General features: G+C 44.7%; 20 protein-coding genes. 6 read left to right on the forward strand and 14 right to left on the reverse strand.

The window, feature by feature from the left end:
* The first annotated feature begins 1 nt into the window (after position 1).
* Both QF06_RS10135 and QF06_RS10140 read left to right on the forward strand, forming a co-directional pair.
* Entirely contained in the window at positions 2–829 is an 828-nt protein-coding gene (locus QF06_RS10135; RefSeq protein WP_021479981.1) for a membrane protein insertase YidC, read from the forward strand.
* Positions 830–1,009: 180 nt separating this feature from the next.
* Entirely contained in the window at positions 1,010–1,738 is a 729-nt protein-coding gene (locus tag QF06_RS10140) for a YqjF family protein (RefSeq protein ID WP_038829761.1), read from the forward strand.
* A gap of 39 nt (positions 1,739–1,777) precedes the next feature.
* Here the strand turns inward: QF06_RS10140 and QF06_RS10145 are convergent, their stop codons facing one another.
* The 3 genes from QF06_RS10145 to mce are packed head-to-tail and all read right to left on the reverse strand — an operon-like array spanning position 1,778 to position 4,849.
* On the reverse strand, positions 1,778–2,893 hold the full coding sequence (locus QF06_RS10145) for a tripeptidase T (protein WP_003230352.1): 1,116 nt from the start codon (positions 2,891–2,893) through the stop codon (positions 1,778–1,780).
* Between the two features lie 17 nt (positions 2,894–2,910).
* Entirely contained in the window at positions 2,911–4,434 is a 1,524-nt protein-coding gene (locus QF06_RS10150) for an acyl-CoA carboxylase subunit beta (protein ID WP_082044617.1), read from the reverse strand.
* Positions 4,427–4,849: a methylmalonyl-CoA epimerase gene (mce, locus tag QF06_RS10155; protein ID WP_021479984.1), complete on the reverse strand. Its 423-nt coding sequence runs from the start codon at positions 4,847–4,849 to the stop codon at positions 4,427–4,429. The genes QF06_RS10150 and mce overlap by 8 nt, the downstream gene beginning before the upstream one ends.
* A gap of 89 nt (positions 4,850–4,938) precedes the next feature.
* On the opposite strand from mce, the gene prli42 reads away from it, so the two are divergent.
* On the forward strand, positions 4,939–5,031 hold the full coding sequence (gene prli42, locus QF06_RS21795) for a stressosome-associated protein Prli42 (protein WP_003226489.1): 93 nt from the start codon (positions 4,939–4,941) through the stop codon (positions 5,029–5,031).
* Positions 5,032–5,050: 19 nt separating this feature from the next.
* Here prli42 and QF06_RS10160 read toward each other — a convergent pair whose 3' ends face one another.
* The 6 genes from QF06_RS10160 to brxB form a co-directional block, all read right to left on the reverse strand.
* Positions 5,051–5,581 carry a L,D-transpeptidase gene (locus tag QF06_RS10160; protein ID WP_043940164.1) on the reverse strand — a complete coding sequence of 177 codons (531 nt, stop codon included), beginning with the start codon at positions 5,579–5,581 and terminating at the stop codon, positions 5,051–5,053.
* Positions 5,582–5,632: 51 nt separating this feature from the next.
* Positions 5,633–6,601 carry an aromatic acid exporter family protein gene (locus tag QF06_RS10165; RefSeq protein ID WP_014480207.1) on the reverse strand — a complete coding sequence of 323 codons (969 nt, stop codon included), beginning with the start codon at positions 6,599–6,601 and terminating at the stop codon, positions 5,633–5,635.
* Between the two features lie 70 nt (positions 6,602–6,671).
* Positions 6,672–7,394, reverse strand: coding sequence for an arginine ABC transporter ATP-binding protein ArtM (gene artR / locus QF06_RS10170; protein WP_041850000.1), 723 nt, complete (start codon positions 7,392–7,394; stop codon positions 6,672–6,674).
* Positions 7,387–8,046 (reverse strand): arginine ABC transporter permease ArtQ, encoded by a 660-nt coding sequence (gene artQ, locus QF06_RS10175; protein ID WP_003230340.1) that lies wholly within the window; start codon positions 8,044–8,046, stop codon positions 7,387–7,389. Before artQ ends, artR begins: the two co-directional genes overlap by 8 nt.
* Positions 8,047–8,125: 79 nt before the next feature.
* Positions 8,126–8,893 (reverse strand): arginine ABC transporter substrate-binding protein ArtP, encoded by a 768-nt coding sequence (gene artP / locus QF06_RS10180; protein ID WP_003230337.1) that lies wholly within the window; start codon positions 8,891–8,893, stop codon positions 8,126–8,128.
* A gap of 268 nt (positions 8,894–9,161) precedes the next feature.
* Positions 9,162–9,599, reverse strand: a complete 438-nt coding sequence (brxB, locus tag QF06_RS10185) for a bacilliredoxin BrxB (RefSeq protein WP_003226477.1) — start codon at positions 9,597–9,599, stop codon at positions 9,162–9,164.
* Positions 9,600–9,759: 160 nt separating this feature from the next.
* Here brxB and QF06_RS10190 point away from each other — a divergent pair, with 160 nt between their 5' ends.
* From QF06_RS10190 to bmrR, 3 genes are all read left to right on the forward strand, one after another.
* Positions 9,760–10,653, forward strand: a complete 894-nt coding sequence (locus QF06_RS10190; RefSeq protein ID WP_041850001.1) for a diacylglycerol kinase family lipid kinase — start codon at positions 9,760–9,762, stop codon at positions 10,651–10,653.
* A 100-nt stretch (positions 10,654–10,753) separates the two neighbouring features.
* A complete protein-coding gene (gene bmr / locus QF06_RS10195) occupies positions 10,754–11,923 on the forward strand; it encodes a multidrug efflux MFS transporter Bmr (protein WP_003230328.1) in 1,170 nt (389 codons plus the stop codon).
* A 72-nt stretch (positions 11,924–11,995) separates the two neighbouring features.
* Positions 11,996–12,832, forward strand: a complete 837-nt coding sequence (gene bmrR, locus QF06_RS10200) for a multidrug efflux transcriptional regulator BmrR (RefSeq protein WP_041850002.1) — start codon at positions 11,996–11,998, stop codon at positions 12,830–12,832.
* Between the two features lie 54 nt (positions 12,833–12,886).
* Here the strand turns inward: bmrR and bfmBB are convergent, their stop codons facing one another.
* The 5 genes from bfmBB to buk are packed head-to-tail and all read right to left on the reverse strand — an operon-like array spanning position 12,887 to position 18,731.
* The gene (bfmBB, locus tag QF06_RS10205) at positions 12,887–14,161 is read right to left on the reverse strand and encodes a branched-chain alpha-keto dehydrogenase complex dihydrolipoyllysine-residue (2-methylpropanoyl)transferase (RefSeq protein ID WP_038829752.1); all 1,275 of its coding nucleotides are present in this window, start codon (positions 14,159–14,161) and stop codon (positions 12,887–12,889) included.
* 22 nt (positions 14,162–14,183) lie between these two features.
* Complete coding sequence (gene bfmBAB, locus QF06_RS10210) at positions 14,184–15,167, reverse strand: 3-methyl-2-oxobutanoate dehydrogenase subunit beta (protein WP_004398638.1); 984 nt, start codon at positions 15,165–15,167, stop codon at positions 14,184–14,186.
* Between the two features lie 13 nt (positions 15,168–15,180).
* Positions 15,181–16,173: a 3-methyl-2-oxobutanoate dehydrogenase subunit alpha gene (gene bfmBAA, locus QF06_RS21800; protein WP_038829751.1), complete on the reverse strand. Its 993-nt coding sequence runs from the start codon at positions 16,171–16,173 to the stop codon at positions 15,181–15,183.
* Between the two features lie 21 nt (positions 16,174–16,194).
* Positions 16,195–17,619 (reverse strand): dihydrolipoyl dehydrogenase, encoded by a 1,425-nt coding sequence (gene lpdA, locus QF06_RS21805; RefSeq protein WP_014480214.1) that lies wholly within the window; start codon positions 17,617–17,619, stop codon positions 16,195–16,197.
* Between the two features lie 20 nt (positions 17,620–17,639).
* Positions 17,640–18,731: a butyrate kinase gene (buk, locus tag QF06_RS10225; protein WP_003230311.1), complete on the reverse strand. Its 1,092-nt coding sequence runs from the start codon at positions 18,729–18,731 to the stop codon at positions 17,640–17,642.
* Positions 18,732–18,742: the final 11 nt, after the last annotated feature.

The following is an 18,742-nucleotide window of genomic DNA, read 5'->3' on the forward strand; positions in this document are numbered from 1 at the left end:
ATTGTTAAAAACATATCAAAAACTTTTGGCTATGGGTATCTTTTTGATCGTATTATGCTCGGGCAATGCTGCATTTGCAGCGACGAATCAGGTGGGAGGCCTCAGCAACGTAGGGTTTTTCCACGATTATTTAATCGAACCGTTTTCCGCTCTGCTTAAGGGTGTTGCCGGGCTGTTTCACGGAGAATACGGACTCTCTATTATCCTCGTAACCATTATTGTGCGTATGGTTGTACTGCCTTTGTTTGTTAATCAGTTCAAAAAACAGCGCGTGTTCCAAGAGAAAATGGCCGTTATTAAACCTCAGGTTGACAGCATTCAGGCCAAATTGAAAAAAACGAAGGACCCTGAAAAACAAAAAGAACTGCAAATGGAAATGATGAAGCTGTATCAAGAGAACAACATCAATCCGCTTGCTATGGGATGCCTCCCAATGCTGATTCAGTTTCCTATTGTGATTGGGTTTTATTACGCGATTCGCTCTACACCTGAAATTGCGTCACACTCGTTTTTATGGTTCAGTTTAGGACAATCAGATATTCTCGTGTCTCTTAGTGCGGGAGCAATGTACTTTATCCAGGCCTATATCGCTCAAAAACTGAGCGCGAAATATTCCGCTGTCCCGCAAAACCCAGCGGCACAGCAATCCGCAAAATTGATGGTGTTCATCTTCCCTGTGATGATGACGATTTTCTCGCTTAATGTTCCGGCAGCCCTTCCGCTGTACTGGTTTACAAGCGGACTGTTTTTGACAGTGCAAAACATCGTCCTTCAGATGACGCATCATAAAAGTAAAAAAACAGCTGCTCTTACTGAGTCGGTGAAATAAAAAAACAACCCCGTGCGAAAAGCCGGGGTTGTTTTTTGTTACTTGCAAAGCATACCGCGCCAAACAGTCTTGTTTATCATGGCTGAAGCAGAAATGGCCATCCAAAAAATAGCCGTATCGTTTAAAAAGAAGGAAATAGGGAATACCTTTACTCATCTCCAAACGAAAGGAGCATATACGTTGACGGAACACTTTCAGCAAAAAAACATTTCTGTACCTGAAGGAATCTGGATCATGAGACAAACCTGGAATGATGTCTTATTTGCTCACTGGCCTGTTGATGTTTCTATCCTTCGCGCTTTGGTACCGTCCGTTTTAGAATTAGATACATATAACGGGCAAGCTTGGATCAGCATGCTTCCCTTTATGCTCACGAACCTGAGGGCGCGTTATCTTCCTGCCATTCCCGGTGCGCGTGCATTTCCTGAGCTTAACCTCCGCACCTATGTCACGTATAAAGGTAAGCCCGGCATTTATTTTTTTAGCTTAGATGCCGATCATCGTCTGGCGGTCCTTGGCGCACGCACATTCTTTCATCTGCCTTATTTTTACGCGGATATGAAAGCCGAAAAAAACGGTGATGCCATTGACTATGTCAGCAAGCGGAAAGATGACAAAGAAGCAGCATTCCACGCCGCATATCGGCCCATTTCAGCGCCTTTTACAGCAGAAAAGGATTCGCTCGATTACTGGCTGACAGAACGGTATAGACTCTATACTACCAATCAAAGCAAACTCTATTACGAAGACATCCATCATCATCCATGGCTGCTGCAAAACGCCGAAGCGGAAATTTCAGTCAATACGGTGACTGATGCTCACGGCATTACATTGCCAGAGTCAGACCCCTTGCTTCATTACGCTAAAAAACAGGATGTGTTATTTTGGCCGCTTAGGAAATGGAGCTAAAAAACCCGATGCGGGAAATCGCACTCGGGTTTTCTTTTTTTATTTTGCCGCCTCTTCAATAATGGCAACAACCATTTCTGCCGTTTTAACGAGCTCTTCGATCGGCATTTTTTCATTTTTTGTATGGATTTGCTCATAACCGACAGCAAGATTGACCGTCGGGATGCCATGACCAGCGATTACGTTCGCGTCGCTTCCGCCGCCGCTCGTTTGCAGCTCGCTTGGACGTCCGATTTTAGCAGCCGCTTTTTTCGCGATTTCAACAACTTGGTCGCCGTCTTGATATTTAAAGCCCGGATACATAACCTCAATTTCGACTTCTGCGCGTCCGCCCATATCAGCAGCTGCCTCTTCAAAAGCAGCTTTCATTTTTTGAACCTGAGCTTCCATTTTCTCAGGAACTAAAGAGCGCGCTTCAGCAAGAATATGAACTTCGTCGCACACAATGTTTGTTTGTGTGCCGCCTTCAAACCGGCCGATATTAGCTGTTGTTTCTTCATCGATACGGCCCAATGGCATTTTTGAAATGGCTTTGCTAGCGATTGTAATCGCTGAAATGCCTTTTTCAGGTTCAACCCCGGCGTGAGCGGTTTTCCCGAAAATTGCCGCTCTTACCTTCGCCTGTGTCGGCGCGGCCACAATGATATTTCCGACTTTTCCGTCTGAATCAAGAGCATAGCCGTAGGATGCAGTGATCATAGAACGGTCAAGAGCCTTCGCTCCGATCAGACCCGATTCTTCCCCTACTGTGATGATGAATTCAATCGTGCCGTGTTCAATGTTTTCTTCTTTCAGCACCTTAATCGCCTCAAACATTGCAGCCAATCCCGCTTTATCATCAGCGCCTAAAATCGTCGTGCCGTCAGTTTTGACGTAACCGTTCTCTACAACTGGTTTTACGCCGTTTCCGGGTACAACTGTGTCCATATGAGATGTAAAATAGATCGTATCTGTTTGTTTTGTCCCTTTTAGCGTGCAAATCAGGTTACCGGCTCCGTGGCCCGTGATATCCATTGTATCGTCTTCTTTAACGTCCACACCTAAATCAGAAAATTTTCGTTTCAGCACTTTGCAGATTTCAGCTTCGTGCTTTGTTTCTGAGTCAATTTGAACAAGTTCTAAAAATTCTTCCAGCAGGCGTTTTTCATTCACCATTTGTAAGTCCCTCCATATTAAAGCGGTATGTTACCGTGCTTTTTTTTCGGTCTCTCTTCTGTCTTATGTGCAAGCATATGAAAAGCTTGAATCAGTTTTCCCCTTGATTCTTCCGGCAAAATGATGTCATCGACCATTCCACAAGCGGCCGCTTTGTATGGGCCGGCGTTTTGCTTTTTGTATTCAGCTGTTTTTTCGCGTTTCGTCTTTTGCGGGTCAGCTGAAGCTTTGATTTCCTTTTCATACAAAATCGATGCCGCACCTTCTGGACCCATCACTGCGATTTCAGCATTCGGCCATGCAAACACAAGGTCCGCTCCGATCGCTTTGCTGTTCATGGCCACATAGGCGCCGCCGTACGCTTTTCTAATGATGAGTGTGACTTTTGGGACAGTAGCTTCAGCATAAGCAAACAATAATTTTGCTCCATGCCTGATGATTCCATTGTGCTCTTGCTGAATACCCGGCAGAAACCCCGGGACATCTTCGACAGTCAATAGCGGGATATCAAATGCGTCACAAAAACGGATGAACCTTGCTGCTTTATCAGCAGCGTCAATCGTCAGGCTTCCCGCCAGATGCTTCGGCTGGCTCGCCACAATGCCGATTGCTTTTTCACCCAGCCTTGCAAACCCAATGACAATGTTCTTCGCAAAAAATGGCTGAATCTCAAAAAAAGACTGCGGGTCAGCCAGCTCCCTGATCACCTTCCGAACATCATAAGGCTTTGTCGTATCAGCAGGGACAAGATGGTTTAATAATGGTCTGGACGCCTCTTTCGCTGGCTTCGGCTCTGTTGTCCGGCCATTCAGCGGCAAATAAGACAGCAGTTTTCTCACCCCTGTCAGAACCTCCTTCTCCGTATGTCCGGAAAAGTGGGCGTTTCCGCTGACGGCATTATGTATCCCCGCTCCGCCTAAGCTCTCCGCATCAACCTGTTCCCCTGTCACTTTTTCAATCACCTTCGGGCCGGTAATAAACATCCGGCCGGTCTGTTCAGCCATAAATATAAAATCTGTGAGTGCCGGAGAATATACAGCGCCTCCAGCGCACGGCCCTAAAATAACCGATATTTGCGGAATGACTCCGGAATATAAGACGTTTCGGTAAAATATGTGACCGTATCCATCTAATGATAACACACCCTCTTGAATTCTCGCACCACCTGAGTCATTCAGCCCGATAATCGGCGCCTTATTTTTTGCTGCCAGATCCATCAAAGCGCAGATTTTCCTGGCATGGGTTTCGCCAAGCGCCCCTCCGAACACTGTGAAGTCTTGCGCAAATACATAAACTGAGCGGCCGTCAATTGTGCCGTACCCTGTCACGACCCCATCCCCTAACATGCGCTGTTCTCTTGTTAACACTTGACTTTCCATGAAGGGGTTTAATTCGATAAAGCTGTCCTGATCTAGAAGAAATATGATCCTTTCCCGAGCAGTGAGCTTGCCCTTTTGCCGCTGCTGAGCCAGCTTTTCCTGTCCTCCGCCTTCTTCTGCCTGCTTGCGTTTCGTGTATAAATGATCCATGTGCTCATTCATGCTCATTGTGTTGGTCTCCTTTCGGTTCACAAAGCTCTATAAGAACACCGTTTGTTTCCCGAGGGGAAATAAACGCGATCTTTTTCCCATTTGCCCCCTGTCTTGGATACCTGTCAATCAATCGAACATGCCGGTCAGACAATGCTTGAAGCTGTTCAGATAGGCCGTTGCACAAAAACGCAATATGATGCAGTCCCTGCCCTTTCTTCTCCAAAAATAAACGGACGGGGCTGTCAGCTGTCAACGGCTCTATCAGCTCAAGTTTGACGCTACCAGCTTGAAAAAAAGCAACATTCACCTTTTGTTCTTCAACCGTTTCTTGATGAAGAAATGCAAGCCCCAATACATTTTCATAAAAGCTTCTAGCATCTTTTATCGAAAAAACGGCTATCCCGATATGGTCAAGCCTGTTCATTTGCATCCCTGCTTTCGCTAATAGATATCGCTTGTCCACCCATTCAAAACACGCTAAAATATAGACAGATTGTTTAAGGAGTGAAAATCATGTCTCAAAAACTGATGAAAAGCGTTTTGATCGTGATTTTGGGAGTTTTTATTCTTTCAACTGTACTCTCAGGAATCGTCATGTTTTTATAACGATAAAAAAGCAGGCGCCTTATTCAATGGGAATATCCTGCTTTTTTATCAGAGCTTTATGCTCGATGGCAATCTCCTCAAAAGAGCGGTTGTCGTCCGTGATCAGCACTCTCGTTCCTACTGGTATCGTTTGAAACAAATGAACGACCTCATCGTTATGCATACGTATACAGCCGTTAGACACAAATTTCCCTACTGATTCCTCTCGGTTTGTCCCATGAATTCCATAAATCCGCCCGTCCGTTCCTTTCGCGTCAAATCCGATCCATCTGGCCCCAAGCGGGTTGTCAGGAGATCCCCCTTCAATATTTTTCTTTCTGTAGTAAGGATTTTCCGCTTTTACCGTTACCGAAAACTCTCCTTCAGGCGTCAAATCATCTGTTTTTCCAGTCGCCACACTATACACGCCTTCTACTTTGTTGTCGAGGATAACAGCAAGTTCATTTGTTCGCTTGTTGACAATAATATACGGATCACCCGGCAGCGGATTTTCGCCGAGCGGCCAAATCGGTGAAATCATCATAAAAATCGAACATAAGAAAAAACGCATAAGCTCCTCCTTTTTCATTAGGTTGACCAATGAAGGAAGAGCTCATGCGAATCATCCGAGTGATTTTTGCGCTTTTATTCCTTTAAAATAACTTTTAATCACTAAATATTGTTCCATTTCGCCGAGAAGATGGAAGAGAGCGGCCCTCGCTTCAAATTCCTCTCTAGTCGCCGGAAGCGGCATCTCCTCAAATTCTTTTCTCATGTCAGCAAGTCTTTTCAGAAATTTGTACGCTGTATTCCCAGGGTGTATCGCCTCCCGCAAATCATGAATAAATTCAGCGATCATTTTTCCCTGATCTACCGTAATGGAGATCGATGTCACTTTAGGGAGAAGGCGTTCGATAATTTCAAATTGCTTTTCTCTCATTTTAAAATAATGATAATGCAGATTTTCATAACGCAAAATGTGGTTTTGCACATCTCGATATGCCAGGTTTTTAGCCTCCGTAATGAGCTGGTGCGTTTCCGGAATTTCTTTTCCTGACCAATCTTGCTCACCAGTTAACAAATACCGTTCGATTTCTGCAAAAATGACAGCAAAGTTATCCTCTATCTTTTTGCGGTAGGCAATCAGTTTCCGGTCAAGACTAGGCATATACAAGTTCATCAATAGAGCGACGCCGATGCCAACCGTAATCAGCTGAACTTCATTCCAGATGAAAGCAAGCGTAATGCCGCCGGACATGTATAAATGAAGGATAATAACGGAACTGGTGACGATACCCTCGTTAATTTTTAACAGAACCGTTATCGGAATGAATATCAAAAGAAGCGCTCCGATCACAAACGGGTGGTAGCCAATAAGCTCGAAAAAGAGATAAGAAAAAACAATTGCCAGACAACATGCCGCAAAGCGGGCCCATGAGGCCTGAAGCGACCGTTTTTGTGTGATTTGTATGCACAAAATGGTGATGATTCCTGCTGATGCGAAGTTTTGCAAATGCAATAACTGGCTTATATAAATAGCCAAAGCTGTTCCTAGCGCGGTCTTTATTGTGCGATAACCAATTTTAAACATGTCGGACTCCATTTCTATTTGTTTCTTCAATAAAAAAGAAGAGGCGGCCAGCCTTCTTCTTTTTTATATTCTATAATATTTTCTCTAAAAAGTCCTGCGCTCTTTTGGATTTTGGCGACATAAAAAATTCCTTCGGATTGCCGTCTTCGACAATCATTCCTTGGTCCATAAACAGCACGCGGTCTGCCACTTCTTTTGCGAAGCCCATTTCATGTGTGACAATCACCATGGTCATGCCGGTTTCGACCAGCTCTTTCATCACCTGTAGCACTTCTTTAACCATCTCTGGATCAAGGGCGGAGGTCGGCTCGTCAAACAGCATGATGTCCGGATTCATCGCAAGAGCCCTGGCAATCGCGACACGCTGTTTTTGTCCGCCAGACAAACGGTTTGGATAGTCATTTCGCTTTTCAAACAAACCGACTTTGCGGAGCAGGTCCTCAGCTTTCTCCTTTGCAGCCTGTTTTGATTCTTTTTTTACATTGACAGGCGCGTACATAATGTTTTCGAAAACCGTTTTGTGCGGAAAGAGATGAAAATGCTGAAAAACCATCCCGATGTTTTCCCGGACCTTTAATGTGTTGGTTTTTGGCTTCGTAATCTCTGTGTCTTTTATTGTAATGGTTCCGCCGTTAGGCTTTTCCAACAGGTTTAAACAGCGTAAGAACGTTGATTTGCCTGAGCCTGAAGGACCGATCACGGCAACAACCTCACCCTCAGCGATTGTTGTTGAAATGTTTTTTAATACTTCGTGTTTCCCAAATGATTTTGACAGCTTTTCAACCTTAATCATTGGATTTCAGCTTCCTTTCTACAGCCTTGCCGATAAACGTTAAAATCAGGACAAGCACATAATAAATCAATCCCGCGATAATAAGCGGCTCAAGGTAATTGTAAGTGGCGGCGCCAGCTTGATATGCGCGTCTCATGACATCACCAAGCCCGATGACGGTAACGATCGCCGATTCTTTTGTTAACGTAATTAATTCATTCACAATTGCAGGTGATATATTTTTGAAGGCCTGCGGCAGCAGCAGATCCTTCATCATTTTTCCATACGGGACACCGAGTGCAACAGCAGCTTCTTTTTGCCCTTTATCAATGGCATTGATTCCGGCTCTAATAATTTCCGATACATAAGCGGCGGAATTCAAAGACAATGCGACAACCGCAGCCCAAAACTGGTCAATTTGAAATCCGAGCAGCTGAGGAAGGCCAAAATAGACAATCATAAGCTGCAGCACTAAAGGCGTGCCTCGGAACACTGATGTATAAAAATCAGCGATCCAGATAAACGGGCGGAATGTGCTGATCTTGCATAAGCTTAGCACAATACCGAGTATAAGTCCGATAATAGCAGATACAACAACAATTTTTAATGTAATTGCCAAGCCTTCTAATATAAAAGGAATTTGGGGGATCGTTGCTGAAAAATCCAAATTCATAGCCTTTGTCTCCTTTTCTTACAGGAAAAAAGTTTCCTATTCAATAAAAAGGCTCAACGAAAAAGTTGAGCCGCTTTTTTTACTTCTCGCCAGTGAACCATTTTTTCTTCAATTTCTCAAGCTCTCCGTTATCTTCCATTTCCTTGAGCGCTTTATTGAATTTGTCTGTCAGTTCACTGTCCTTTCTGAAAGCAATTGCTGAACCGGCTTCTTCCGCTTTCGCATCAGGAATCACAAAGCCTTGCAGGTCATCATTTGATTTGAAATACCCTTCTGCAACAATGTCTTCAATAATCGCGGCATCGAAGCGGTCAGATTTGATTTCCTGCACCAAATCAGAAATTCTGTTGCGGTCTTCTGTTTTAAAACCATATTCCGGAGAAAGCTCTTTCCCCTTCTCTTCCTGAATAGAGCCAAGCTGAACGCCAACTGTTTTTCCTTTCAGGTCTTTCAAAGATTGAATGCCGCTGTCTTTTTTGCTGACAATCATATGGTTCGCTGTGTAATACACATCTGAAAAATCAACTTGTTTTTTACGCTCAGGCGTTGGTGTCATTCCTGACAGAACGAGATCCACCTGTTTTGATTTAAGCGCTGTAATTAAGCTGTTGAAGTCCATATCCTGCACTTCAATTTCATAGCCTGCCTTCTTCGCCAGAGCTTTTGCCAACTCTACATCAAAGCCGACAATATTATCGCCTTCTTTATATTCAAACGGTTTGTAATCCGCCGAAGTACCCATAATTAATTTTTTCTTGCCGCCTTCTGAACCTGAATTGCTTGAGCCGCAAGCAGATAATGCAAAGGTAATGCAGGCAGCTACAAGTAATAAGAGCCATTTTTTCATGATCCATTTCCCCCATATTCATTACTTTTGGTGTATTTGAATATTTATTCGTTAATTTGTATTTTAAACAGTTTCTTATTTTTATGCAATACTATTTTTAAAAATTATCTTCAAGCTTATCTTTCCAGTGATCTCTTTTTGATATTACTAGATAAAAATAAAATCACTGTACAATCCGATTGAATAATCCCTTAATATTTATTCATATACTCTTGGAAATTTATGCACAAAAAAACCCGGGCCGCTTTGAGCATCCGGGTTGTTCGTCTTATACTTCTTCACAATATTCTTCAAAGGCTTCCTGCAGCTTTGCCACTACGGCCATCGGCTCATGGCCTTCAATTTCATGACGCTCTACCATTTTCATGATCTTTCCGTCTTTCAAAATCGCAAAGGACGGAGAAGATGGCGGATAACCTTCAAAATAGTCACGCGCACGCGCTGTCGCTTCTTTATCCTGTCCGGCAAAAACGGTGACGAGCTGATCAGGTCTTTTATCATAGTGAACGGAATGGTAGGCTGCCGGTCTTGCAATTCCTCCGGCGCATCCGCAAACAGAGTTTACCATGACAAGCGTCGTTCCTTTTTTCGTAAGTGCCTCATCCACCTCTTCGGCTGTTTTCAGCTCGGTGTATCCGGCAGCTGTTATTTCTTGTCTCGCTTGGCGGACAATATCATTCATAAATAAATTAAAGTCCATGTTCAATGAAGACCTCTCCTTTTTCATCATCTGTTCTTATGATAGCAAGGAAACGTCCATATCGGCAAATGACTTTGCTTCGCCGTGCACTTTTTTTGCTCTTCGTTTACTGCTTACAGAAAAAGGGGATTATATAACCAGAAGTAAAATAAAGGAGCAGTTGTATATGAGCCACCGGAAAGCGTTACTGATTCATAACGGAAATGCCGGCAACAAAAATATAGAAAAAGCACTTGGTGCTGTCGTGCCGGTTTTATCTCACCATTTAGATGAGGTGATTATTAAACAGACAAAGAAAAAGGATGATGCGTATCATTTTTGCCGATCCATTGATGATTCTGTCGACACTGTCTTCATTCTAGGCGGCGACGGCACGATCCATCAATGCATAAATGCTCTCAGCGCTCTAGAAAGAAAACCCACGGTCGGGATTTTGCCCGGCGGCACATGCAATGACTTTTCAAGAGTGCTTGGCATCCCTCAAAATCTTGCAAAGGCCGCTGAAGCACTTATGTCAGGAAAAAAAACCAGCGTAGACGTATGTCAGATGAATGACCGTTATTTTTTGAATTTCTGGGGGATCGGCTTAATTGCAGAAACGTCGAATCAAATCAACGAAACGGAAAAAGCATTATTGGGAAAAATCAGCTATTTTACAAGTGCCTTGCGAACCGTCTCATCCGCTGCATCGTTTCCGATGACATTAAAAATTGATGGAGAAGAAATTAAAGAAGAAGCCGTTATGCTGCTTGTGATGAATGGCCAATACATTGGAACGAATCGAATTCCTCTGCCCGATGCCAGTATTGAAGACGGCTTACTTGATGTTCTCATATGCCGCAACACCAACCTCACCGCGTTGCGGGAGCTGATGAGCATGGAACAGGGCTCAATTGATCGTTTTACCGGAGAGCTGTCCTATGTCCAGGCCTCCCGTATCGAAATTGAAACAGACACTGCCAAAAAGGCGGATATGGATGGAGAAGTTTATACACATACACCCGCAGTCATTCAGGTCCTGCCGCAGCATATCGACATGCTTGTTCCCGCAAATGAATAACTGTCATAAGGCTTTAGAAAGATTTTGCAAATCCGTTGACTCTCCCCTAGGAGGAGGTCTTACAGTATAAGGGATACACACTTGAAAAAGGGGAAGTCATATGGAGAAGAAAAATATTACCTTAACGATATTATTAACCAATTTATTTATTGCTTTTTTGGGGATCGGGCTTGTGATTCCAGTAACGCCGACCATTATGAATGAATTGCATTTATCGGGGACCGCGGTCGGCTATATGGTTGCCTGCTTCGCTATTACACAGCTCATTGTCTCACCAATAGCCGGACGATGGGTTGATCGCTTCGGGCGCAAGATCATGATCGTGATCGGCCTGTTGTTCTTTAGTGTGTCGGAGTTTTTATTCGGCATTGGAAAAACAGTTGAGATGTTATTTATCTCCCGTATGCTGGGCGGTATCAGCGCTGCCTTCATTATGCCCGGGGTCACGGCTTTTATCGCAGATATCACGACCATTAAAACACGGCCGAAAGCGCTCGGTTATATGTCAGCCGCTATTTCAACAGGATTTATTATCGGCCCCGGCATCGGGGGATTTTTAGCAGAAGTCCATTCCCGGCTGCCTTTTTTCTTTGCGGCAGCTTTTGCACTGTTAGCAGCCATTTTATCAATCCTCACGCTGCGCGAGCCGGAACGAAACCCTGAAAATCAGGAAATAAAAGGACAGAAGACAGGCTTTAAACGGATTTTTGCCCCCATGTATTTCATAGCTTTTCTCATTATCTTGATTTCGTCTTTTGGTTTAGCATCATTTGAATCTTTATTTGCATTATTCGTGGATCATAAATTCGGATTTACGGCCAGCGACATTGCCATTATGATTACAGGAGGAGCGATTGTTGGCGCCATTACGCAAGTCGTCTTATTCGACCGCTTCACAAGATGGTTTGGCGAAATCCATTTAATTCGGTACAGCTTAATTCTCTCGACGAGTCTGGTATTCTTGCTGACAACGGTACATTCATATGTTGCGATTCTGCTGGTTACAGTCACCGTATTTGTCGGATTTGATCTCATGCGGCCTGCGGTAACGACTTACCTGTCAAAGATTGCGGGAAATGAACAGGGGTTTGCCGGCGGTATGAATTCAATGTTTACAAGTATCGGCAATGTATTCGGGCCTATTATCGGCGGAATGCTGTTCGATATTGATGTAAACTATCCTTTCTACTTTGCAACGGTCACTTTAGCCATAGGGATTGCACTGACCATTGCTTGGAAAGCGCCTGCACATCTTAAAGCCAGCACGTGATAAGAAGCGCATTCTTTGTGTACTGCAAAGAATGCGCTTCTTCTTTATACTGATGATAGAAGGAGTGATGGCATGAAGGAATCGTATTACTCAATTGGGGAAGTTTCAAAACTGGCAAACGTGTCGATTAAAGCGCTCCGTTATTACGATAAAATTGATTTATTTAAACCCGCCTACGTCGACCCGGATACCAGCTACCGCTATTATACAGATTCTCAGCTCATTCATCTGGATTTGATCAAATCATTGAAATATATCGGCACACCTTTAGAAGAGATGAAAAAAGCACAGGACTTAGAGATGGAAGAACTGTTTGCTTTTTATACAGAGCAGGAGAGGCAAATCAGGGAGAAATTAGACTTTTTATCAGCCCTGAAGCAAACCATTTCATTGGTGAAAAAGCGGATGAAACGGCAGATGGAATATCCCGCGCTCGGTGAGGTGTTTGTGTTAGATGAAGAAGAAATACGGATCATTCAGACAGAGGCAGAAGGAATCGGGCCTGAAAACGTGCTCAATGCCTCCTACAGCAAATTAAAAAAATTTATCGAGTCAGCAGATGGATTTACGAACAATAGCTACGGCGCTACTTTCTCTTTTCAGCCCTACACCAGCATTGATGAAATGACTTACCGTCATATTTTCACGCCTGTATTGACGAATAAACAGATTTCATCAATTACGCCGGATATGGAAATCACAACGATCCCTAAAGGGAGGTATGCGTGTATCGCGTATAATTTTTCGCCTGAACATTATTTTCTCAACTTACAGAAGCTTATTAAATATATCGCAGACCGCCAATTAACAGTTGTCAGTGATGTTTACGAGTTAATCATACCGATTCATTACTCCCCGAAAAAACAAGAAGAATATCGTGTCGAAATGAAAATACGAATCGCTGAATAATAGAAAAAGAGCATTTTTTGAAACAAAACTTCAAAAAATGCTCTTTTTTCTTATTTAGTAAACAGATGTCTTCTCGTCAATCGATTCTAAAATTTGTTTCACTCGTCCGAGGAATCGTCCGCACACGAGACCGTCAAGCACTCTGTGATCTAAGGACAGACACAGATTAACCATGTCTCTGACAGCAATCATGCCATTGTCCATGACAACCGGGCGTTTGACGATGGATTCTACTTGAAGAATCGCAGCCTGAGGGTAGTTGATAATGCCCATTGACTGAACAGAGCCGAACGAACCTGTGTTGTTGACGGTAAACGTGCCTCCCTGCATGTCATCTGCAGTGAGTTTTCCGTCTCTTACTTTTTTGGCAAGACCGGTAATTTCTTTCGCAATGCCTTTAATTGTTTTTTCATCAGCGTTTTTAATCACCGGAACAAATAAAGAATCCTCTGTGGCAACTGCAATTGAAATATTGATATCCTTTTTCTGAATAATTTTGTCGCCCGCCCACATGCTATTCATTTGCGGGAATTCTTTTAACGCCTGAGCGACCGCTTTTACAAAAAAGGCGAAGAACGTTAAATTAAAGCCTTCTGTCTTCTTAAAGGAATCTTTTATACTGTTGCGATATGCAACCATATTTGTGACGTCGACTTCCATCATCGTCCAAGCATGCGGAATTTCTGTTTTGCTGCGTTTCATATTGGAAGCAATTGCTTTTCTTACACCTGTGACAGGAATTTCTTTATCACCGGCTGCAGACGCAGGATATGACGTCTCTTCTTTTGGCTCAGGTTTTGATGCAGACTTCGGTGCAGGAGCTGCTGTTTTCGGCTCCTCAGCCTTCTGTTCTTGCGCGCCGCCTGTTTCAATTAAGCGCTGAATATCTTTTCGTGTGATGCGCCCGCCGGCACCTGTTCCTGTTACTTGTTCTAGATCAATGCCGTGCTCTCCGGCCAAACGGAGTACAGCTGGCGAGTAGCGCTTTTTATTGGGCTGATCAGCGGCTTCGGCACTTTTTGCAGCAGGCGTCTCAGCGGCTTTTGATGCAGCTGGCTGTTCTTGTTTTTGTTCAGCCGGATTCGCGCCTTCTGTTTCAATTTTGCAAATCACTTCTCCGACTTGCAGGGTTTGGCCTTCTTCTCCCACAAGCTCTGTTATTGTACCAGTAAAAGAAGACGGAACCTCTGCATTTACCTTATCTGTCATGACTTCCGCGATCGGATCGTATTTGTTCACTTTATCACCGGGGGCGACAAGCCATTTGCTGATCGTCCCCTCTGTTACGCTTTCTCCAAGCTGCGGCATCGTCATTTGTTCAATTGCCATGATTGTATCCTCCCTTACGTCTTTAAAACTCCGCTAATTCTCTCATCGCCGCTTCCACTTTATCAGGGTTGACCATAAAGTATTTTTCCATTGTCGGCGCATAAGGCATAGCCGGAATATCAGGACCTGCAAGCCGTTTGATCGGCGCGTCTAAGTCGAACAGACAATGCTCGGATATAATTGCGGCTACTTCGCTCATGATGCTGCCTTCTTTTGTATCTTCTGTGACCAAAAGAACCTTTCCAGTTTTGGACGCAGCTTCGATGATGGCTTCTTTATCAAGCGGGTAAACTGTTCTTAAATCCACCACATGCGCTGAAATGCCATCTTTTTCGAGACGTTCTGCAGCTTGTAAGGCGAAGTGGACACACAGACCGTATGTGATCACTGTGATGTCGTCGCCTTCCCGTTTTACGTCAGCCTTGCCAATTGGCAGGACATAATCATCAGCCGGAACCTCTCCCTTTATCAGACGGTATGCCCGCTTGTGCTCAAAAAACAGCACTGGGTCTTCATCACGAACTGCGGCTTTTAAGAGCCCTTTCGCGTCATATGGTGTTGACGGCATGACAATTTTCAGTCCGGGCTGGTTGGCGAAAATTGCTTCGACTGATTGAGAATGATACAGGGCCCCGTGCACGCCTCCGCCGTATGGCGCTCTGACGACAATCGGACAGCTCCAGTCATTGTTGCTGCGGTAGCGGATTTTAGCCGCTTCAGAAATAATTTGGTTGACTGCCGGCATAATGAAATCAGCAAACTGCATCTCAGCAATCGGTCTCATTCCGTACATTGCCGCTCCGATACCGACTCCTGCGATCGCAGATTCAGCAAGCGGCGTATCCATAACGCGCTCTTCCCCAAATTGTTCATAGAGTCCGGCTGTCGCTTTAAACACACCGCCTTTTCTTCCTACATCTTCCCCAAGGACGAAAACGCGAGAATCTCGTTCCATTTCTTCTTTCATCGCCAAATTGATTGCATCAATATATGACATTACTGACATTTGTTCTTCCTCCCTACTTCGCATACACATAATCAAGCGCTGACTCAGGAGCTGCATATGGGGCGTTCTCCGCTTCATCCGTCGCTTCATTTACGATTGCCATAATTTCATCCAGCATGGTTTGTTCTATCTCATGGGACAGCAGGCCTGTTTCCTTTAAGTAAGCTTGATAAGTAAGCAGGGGATCACTTTTTTTCGCTTCCTCTACTTCTTCACGGCCTCTGTAGCTGCTGTCATCGTCATCACTGGAATGTGGTGTAAGGCGGTAAGAAATCGTTTCAATTAATGTCGGGCCTTCTCCTCTGCGTGCCCTTTCGCGTGCTTCTTTGACCGCTTGATAAACTTCCAGCGGATCATTTCCATTCACAGTTACGCCAGGCATCCCATAGCCTACGGCACGGTCGGAAATGTTCTCACATGCGACTTGCTTATCGTAAGGCACTGAGATTGCGTATTTGTTGTTTTCACACATCAAAATAACCGGCAGCTTATGGACAGCGGCAAAGTTTGCCCCTTCGTGGAAATCGCCTTGGTTTGAAGACCCTTCCCCAAATGTAACAAAGGCTGCGATATCCTTTTTCTCCATACGTCCCGCAAGCGCAATACCGACTGCGTGCGGCACTTGCGTTGTAACCGGAGATGATCCCGTCACAATGCGGTTTTTCTTTTGTCCGAAATGTCCCGGCATCTGGCGGCCTCCTGAGTTCGGATCTGCTGCTTTTGCAAACCCGGACATCATTAAGTCCTTTGCTGTCATGCCAAACGCGAGCACGACACCCATGTCTCTGTAGTACGGCAATACATAATCCATTTCACGGTCAAGTGCGAAAGCCGCTCCTACCTGTGCTGCTTCCTGTCCTTGACAAGAGATTACAAATGGAATTTTGCCAGAACGGTTTAACAGCCACATTCTTTCATCGATTTTTCTTGCTAACAGCATGGTTCTATACATATCAACGGCTTCCTGATCAGTCAGCCCTAGTGCTTGATGTCGGTTTGTACTCATTCAAGCCCCTCCTTTATGCTTTTAAAAATGAATGGCTTTGCCATCTGCGGCAAGCGCTGCTTCCCCAATTGCTTCAGAAAGCGTTGGATGCGGGTGAATCGTTTGCCCGATCTCCCACGGCGTTGCGTCCAGCACTTTGGCAAGACCCGCTTCAGAAATCATGTCGGTGACATGCGGGCCGATCATATGAACGCCGAGAATATCATCTGTATCTCGGTCCGCTACGATTTTGACAAAACCGTCGCTTTCACCGTATACAAGCGCTTTTCCAATCGCCATAAATGGGAACTTGCCGATTTTGACATTATGCCCGTTCGCCTTTGCTTCGTCTTCGGTTAAGCCGACACTGGCAGCTTCAGGGCTTGAGTAAATGCACTTCGGCACAAGCGTCGGATCAAGCGGATGCGGATTGAGACCTGCAAAATGCTCAACAGCAATAATTCCCTCATGTGAAGCAACGTGAGCTAACTGCAGGCCACCGATTACGTCTCCAATTGCATAAATATGAGATTCCTTCGTTTGGCAGCTTTCATTGACTGAAATCATGCCATTTTCAGTAACAATATCGGTGTTCTCTAGGCCAATGCCTTCGATATTTGCCTGTCTGCCGATGGAAACAAGCATTTTCTCAGCAGAGTAGGTAACGGTTTCTCCGTCTTTTTCCGCTTGTATGCTGATATCATCTGATGTTTTTGTCATTGTGTCAGGCAGCACTTTTGCCCCTGTTATGAACTGGATGCCTTTTTTCTTAAGAAGACTTTCCATTTCTTTTGAAATCTCTAGATCTTCAGTCGGCAATATGCGATCCGCGTATTCAATAACCGTTACCTTCACACCAAAATCATGAAGCATAGACGCCCATTCGATACCGATAACCCCTCCGCCGACAATGATGATTGATTGTGGCAGCTCCTCCATTTGGAGCGCCTCATCTGAAGTCAGTACAGACTTACCGTCCGCTTCAAGACCCGGAAGCATTCTCGGTCTTGATCCTGTTGCAATGATCACTTGTTTCGGGATCAGCATGTCATTTTCTTCGCCATTTCCCCGCTCAACAGAAATTGTTCCCGGCAGCGGAGAGAAGATTGACGGTCCAAGGATACGTCCATATCCGGTGTACACGTCAATTTTTCCTTTTTTCATTAAATGATTTACACCCGCTGCAAGCTTATCAACAACGGCTTGCTTACGCTGCTGCACTTTTTCAAAGTTGAGGGACACGCCAGCCGTTTCCACCCCAAATTGATCGGCTTCACGAGCTGTCCGGTATACCTCTGCGCTTCTAAGCAGCGCTTTACTCGGGATACAGCCTTTATGCAGACATGTTCCTCCGAGTTTTTCCTTTTCCACAACGGCTGTTTTTAAGCCGAGCTGAGCGGCTCTGATGGCCGCAACATAACCGCCGGTACCGCCGCCCAGAATGACTACGTCATACTCAGTTGCCATGGTGACTCACTCCTGTCTGTCTATTCAATACGATATTGTTTGGATTGCTCTTCGCCCTGCAATACTCTGAGCGCCCCTTGGGCAAGAGACTGCAGTTCATTTTCACCCGGATAGACTAAAACGTCTGAAATCCAATCTATGTATGATCTGATAGCAGAAACAAAGCTTTTGCCGTACGCAAGGCCTCCCGTCAGCACAATCGCTTCAACTTCGCCTTTTAACGCCGCGCTGGCTGCCCCGATTTCCTTTGCTACCTGATATGCCATGGCATCATAAATGAAGCGGGCTTTTTCATCGCCCCCTTGAATCATCTGTTCTACTTTTACTGCATCATTTGTACCGAGATAGCCTAAAAGTCCGCCGGTGCCAACAAGCTTTTTCATGATTTCTTCTTTTGTATATTCCCCTGAAAAACATAGATCAACAAGATCTCCCGCAGGCACTGTTCCTGCTCGTTCAGGACTGAATGGTCCCTCGCCGTGCAGGCCGTTATTGACATCTACCACTCGCCCACGGTCATGGACGCCAATTGTAATACCTCCGCCCATATGGGTAATAATCATTTTCATGTTCTCATATCGTTTGCCAAGAGAGGCTGCCGCTTTACGAGCGACAGCTTTTTGGTTTAACGCATGGAAAATGCTTTTCCGTTCAATTTCAGGCATGCCTGAAACTTTCGCAAGCACTGACATTTCGTCTACGACAACAGGGTCGACGATATACGAAGGGATATTCAGGCCATCAGCGATTTCCCGCGCGATAATGCCGCCGAGATTAGAAGCATGCTGACCGGCGTAGCCGCTTTTCAAATCCTCAATCATCTCATCATTCACTACGTAGGTCCCGCCTTCAATTGGCCGGAGAAGGCCGCCTCTTGCGCAGACTGCATCAAACTTTGAAATATTGATTCCCTGTTCATGAAGCGTTTCGAGAATATGGTTTTTACGAAATTCATACTGATCAATAATTCGGTCAAATCGCTGCAGCTCTTCTATGTTGTGTCTCAATGTTTTTTCAAAAATGCTTCTTTCGTTATGAAAAACACCGATTTTCGTTGAAGTTGAGCCTGGATTAATTGTGAGAATGCGTTTTTCGTCATGTAGCACTTTCATAACCTCCAGAT

This window comes from Bacillus sp. YP1 (assembly GCF_000877815.1).
In the GTDB taxonomy this organism is placed as follows: domain Bacteria; phylum Bacillota; class Bacilli; order Bacillales; family Bacillaceae; genus Bacillus; species Bacillus subtilis.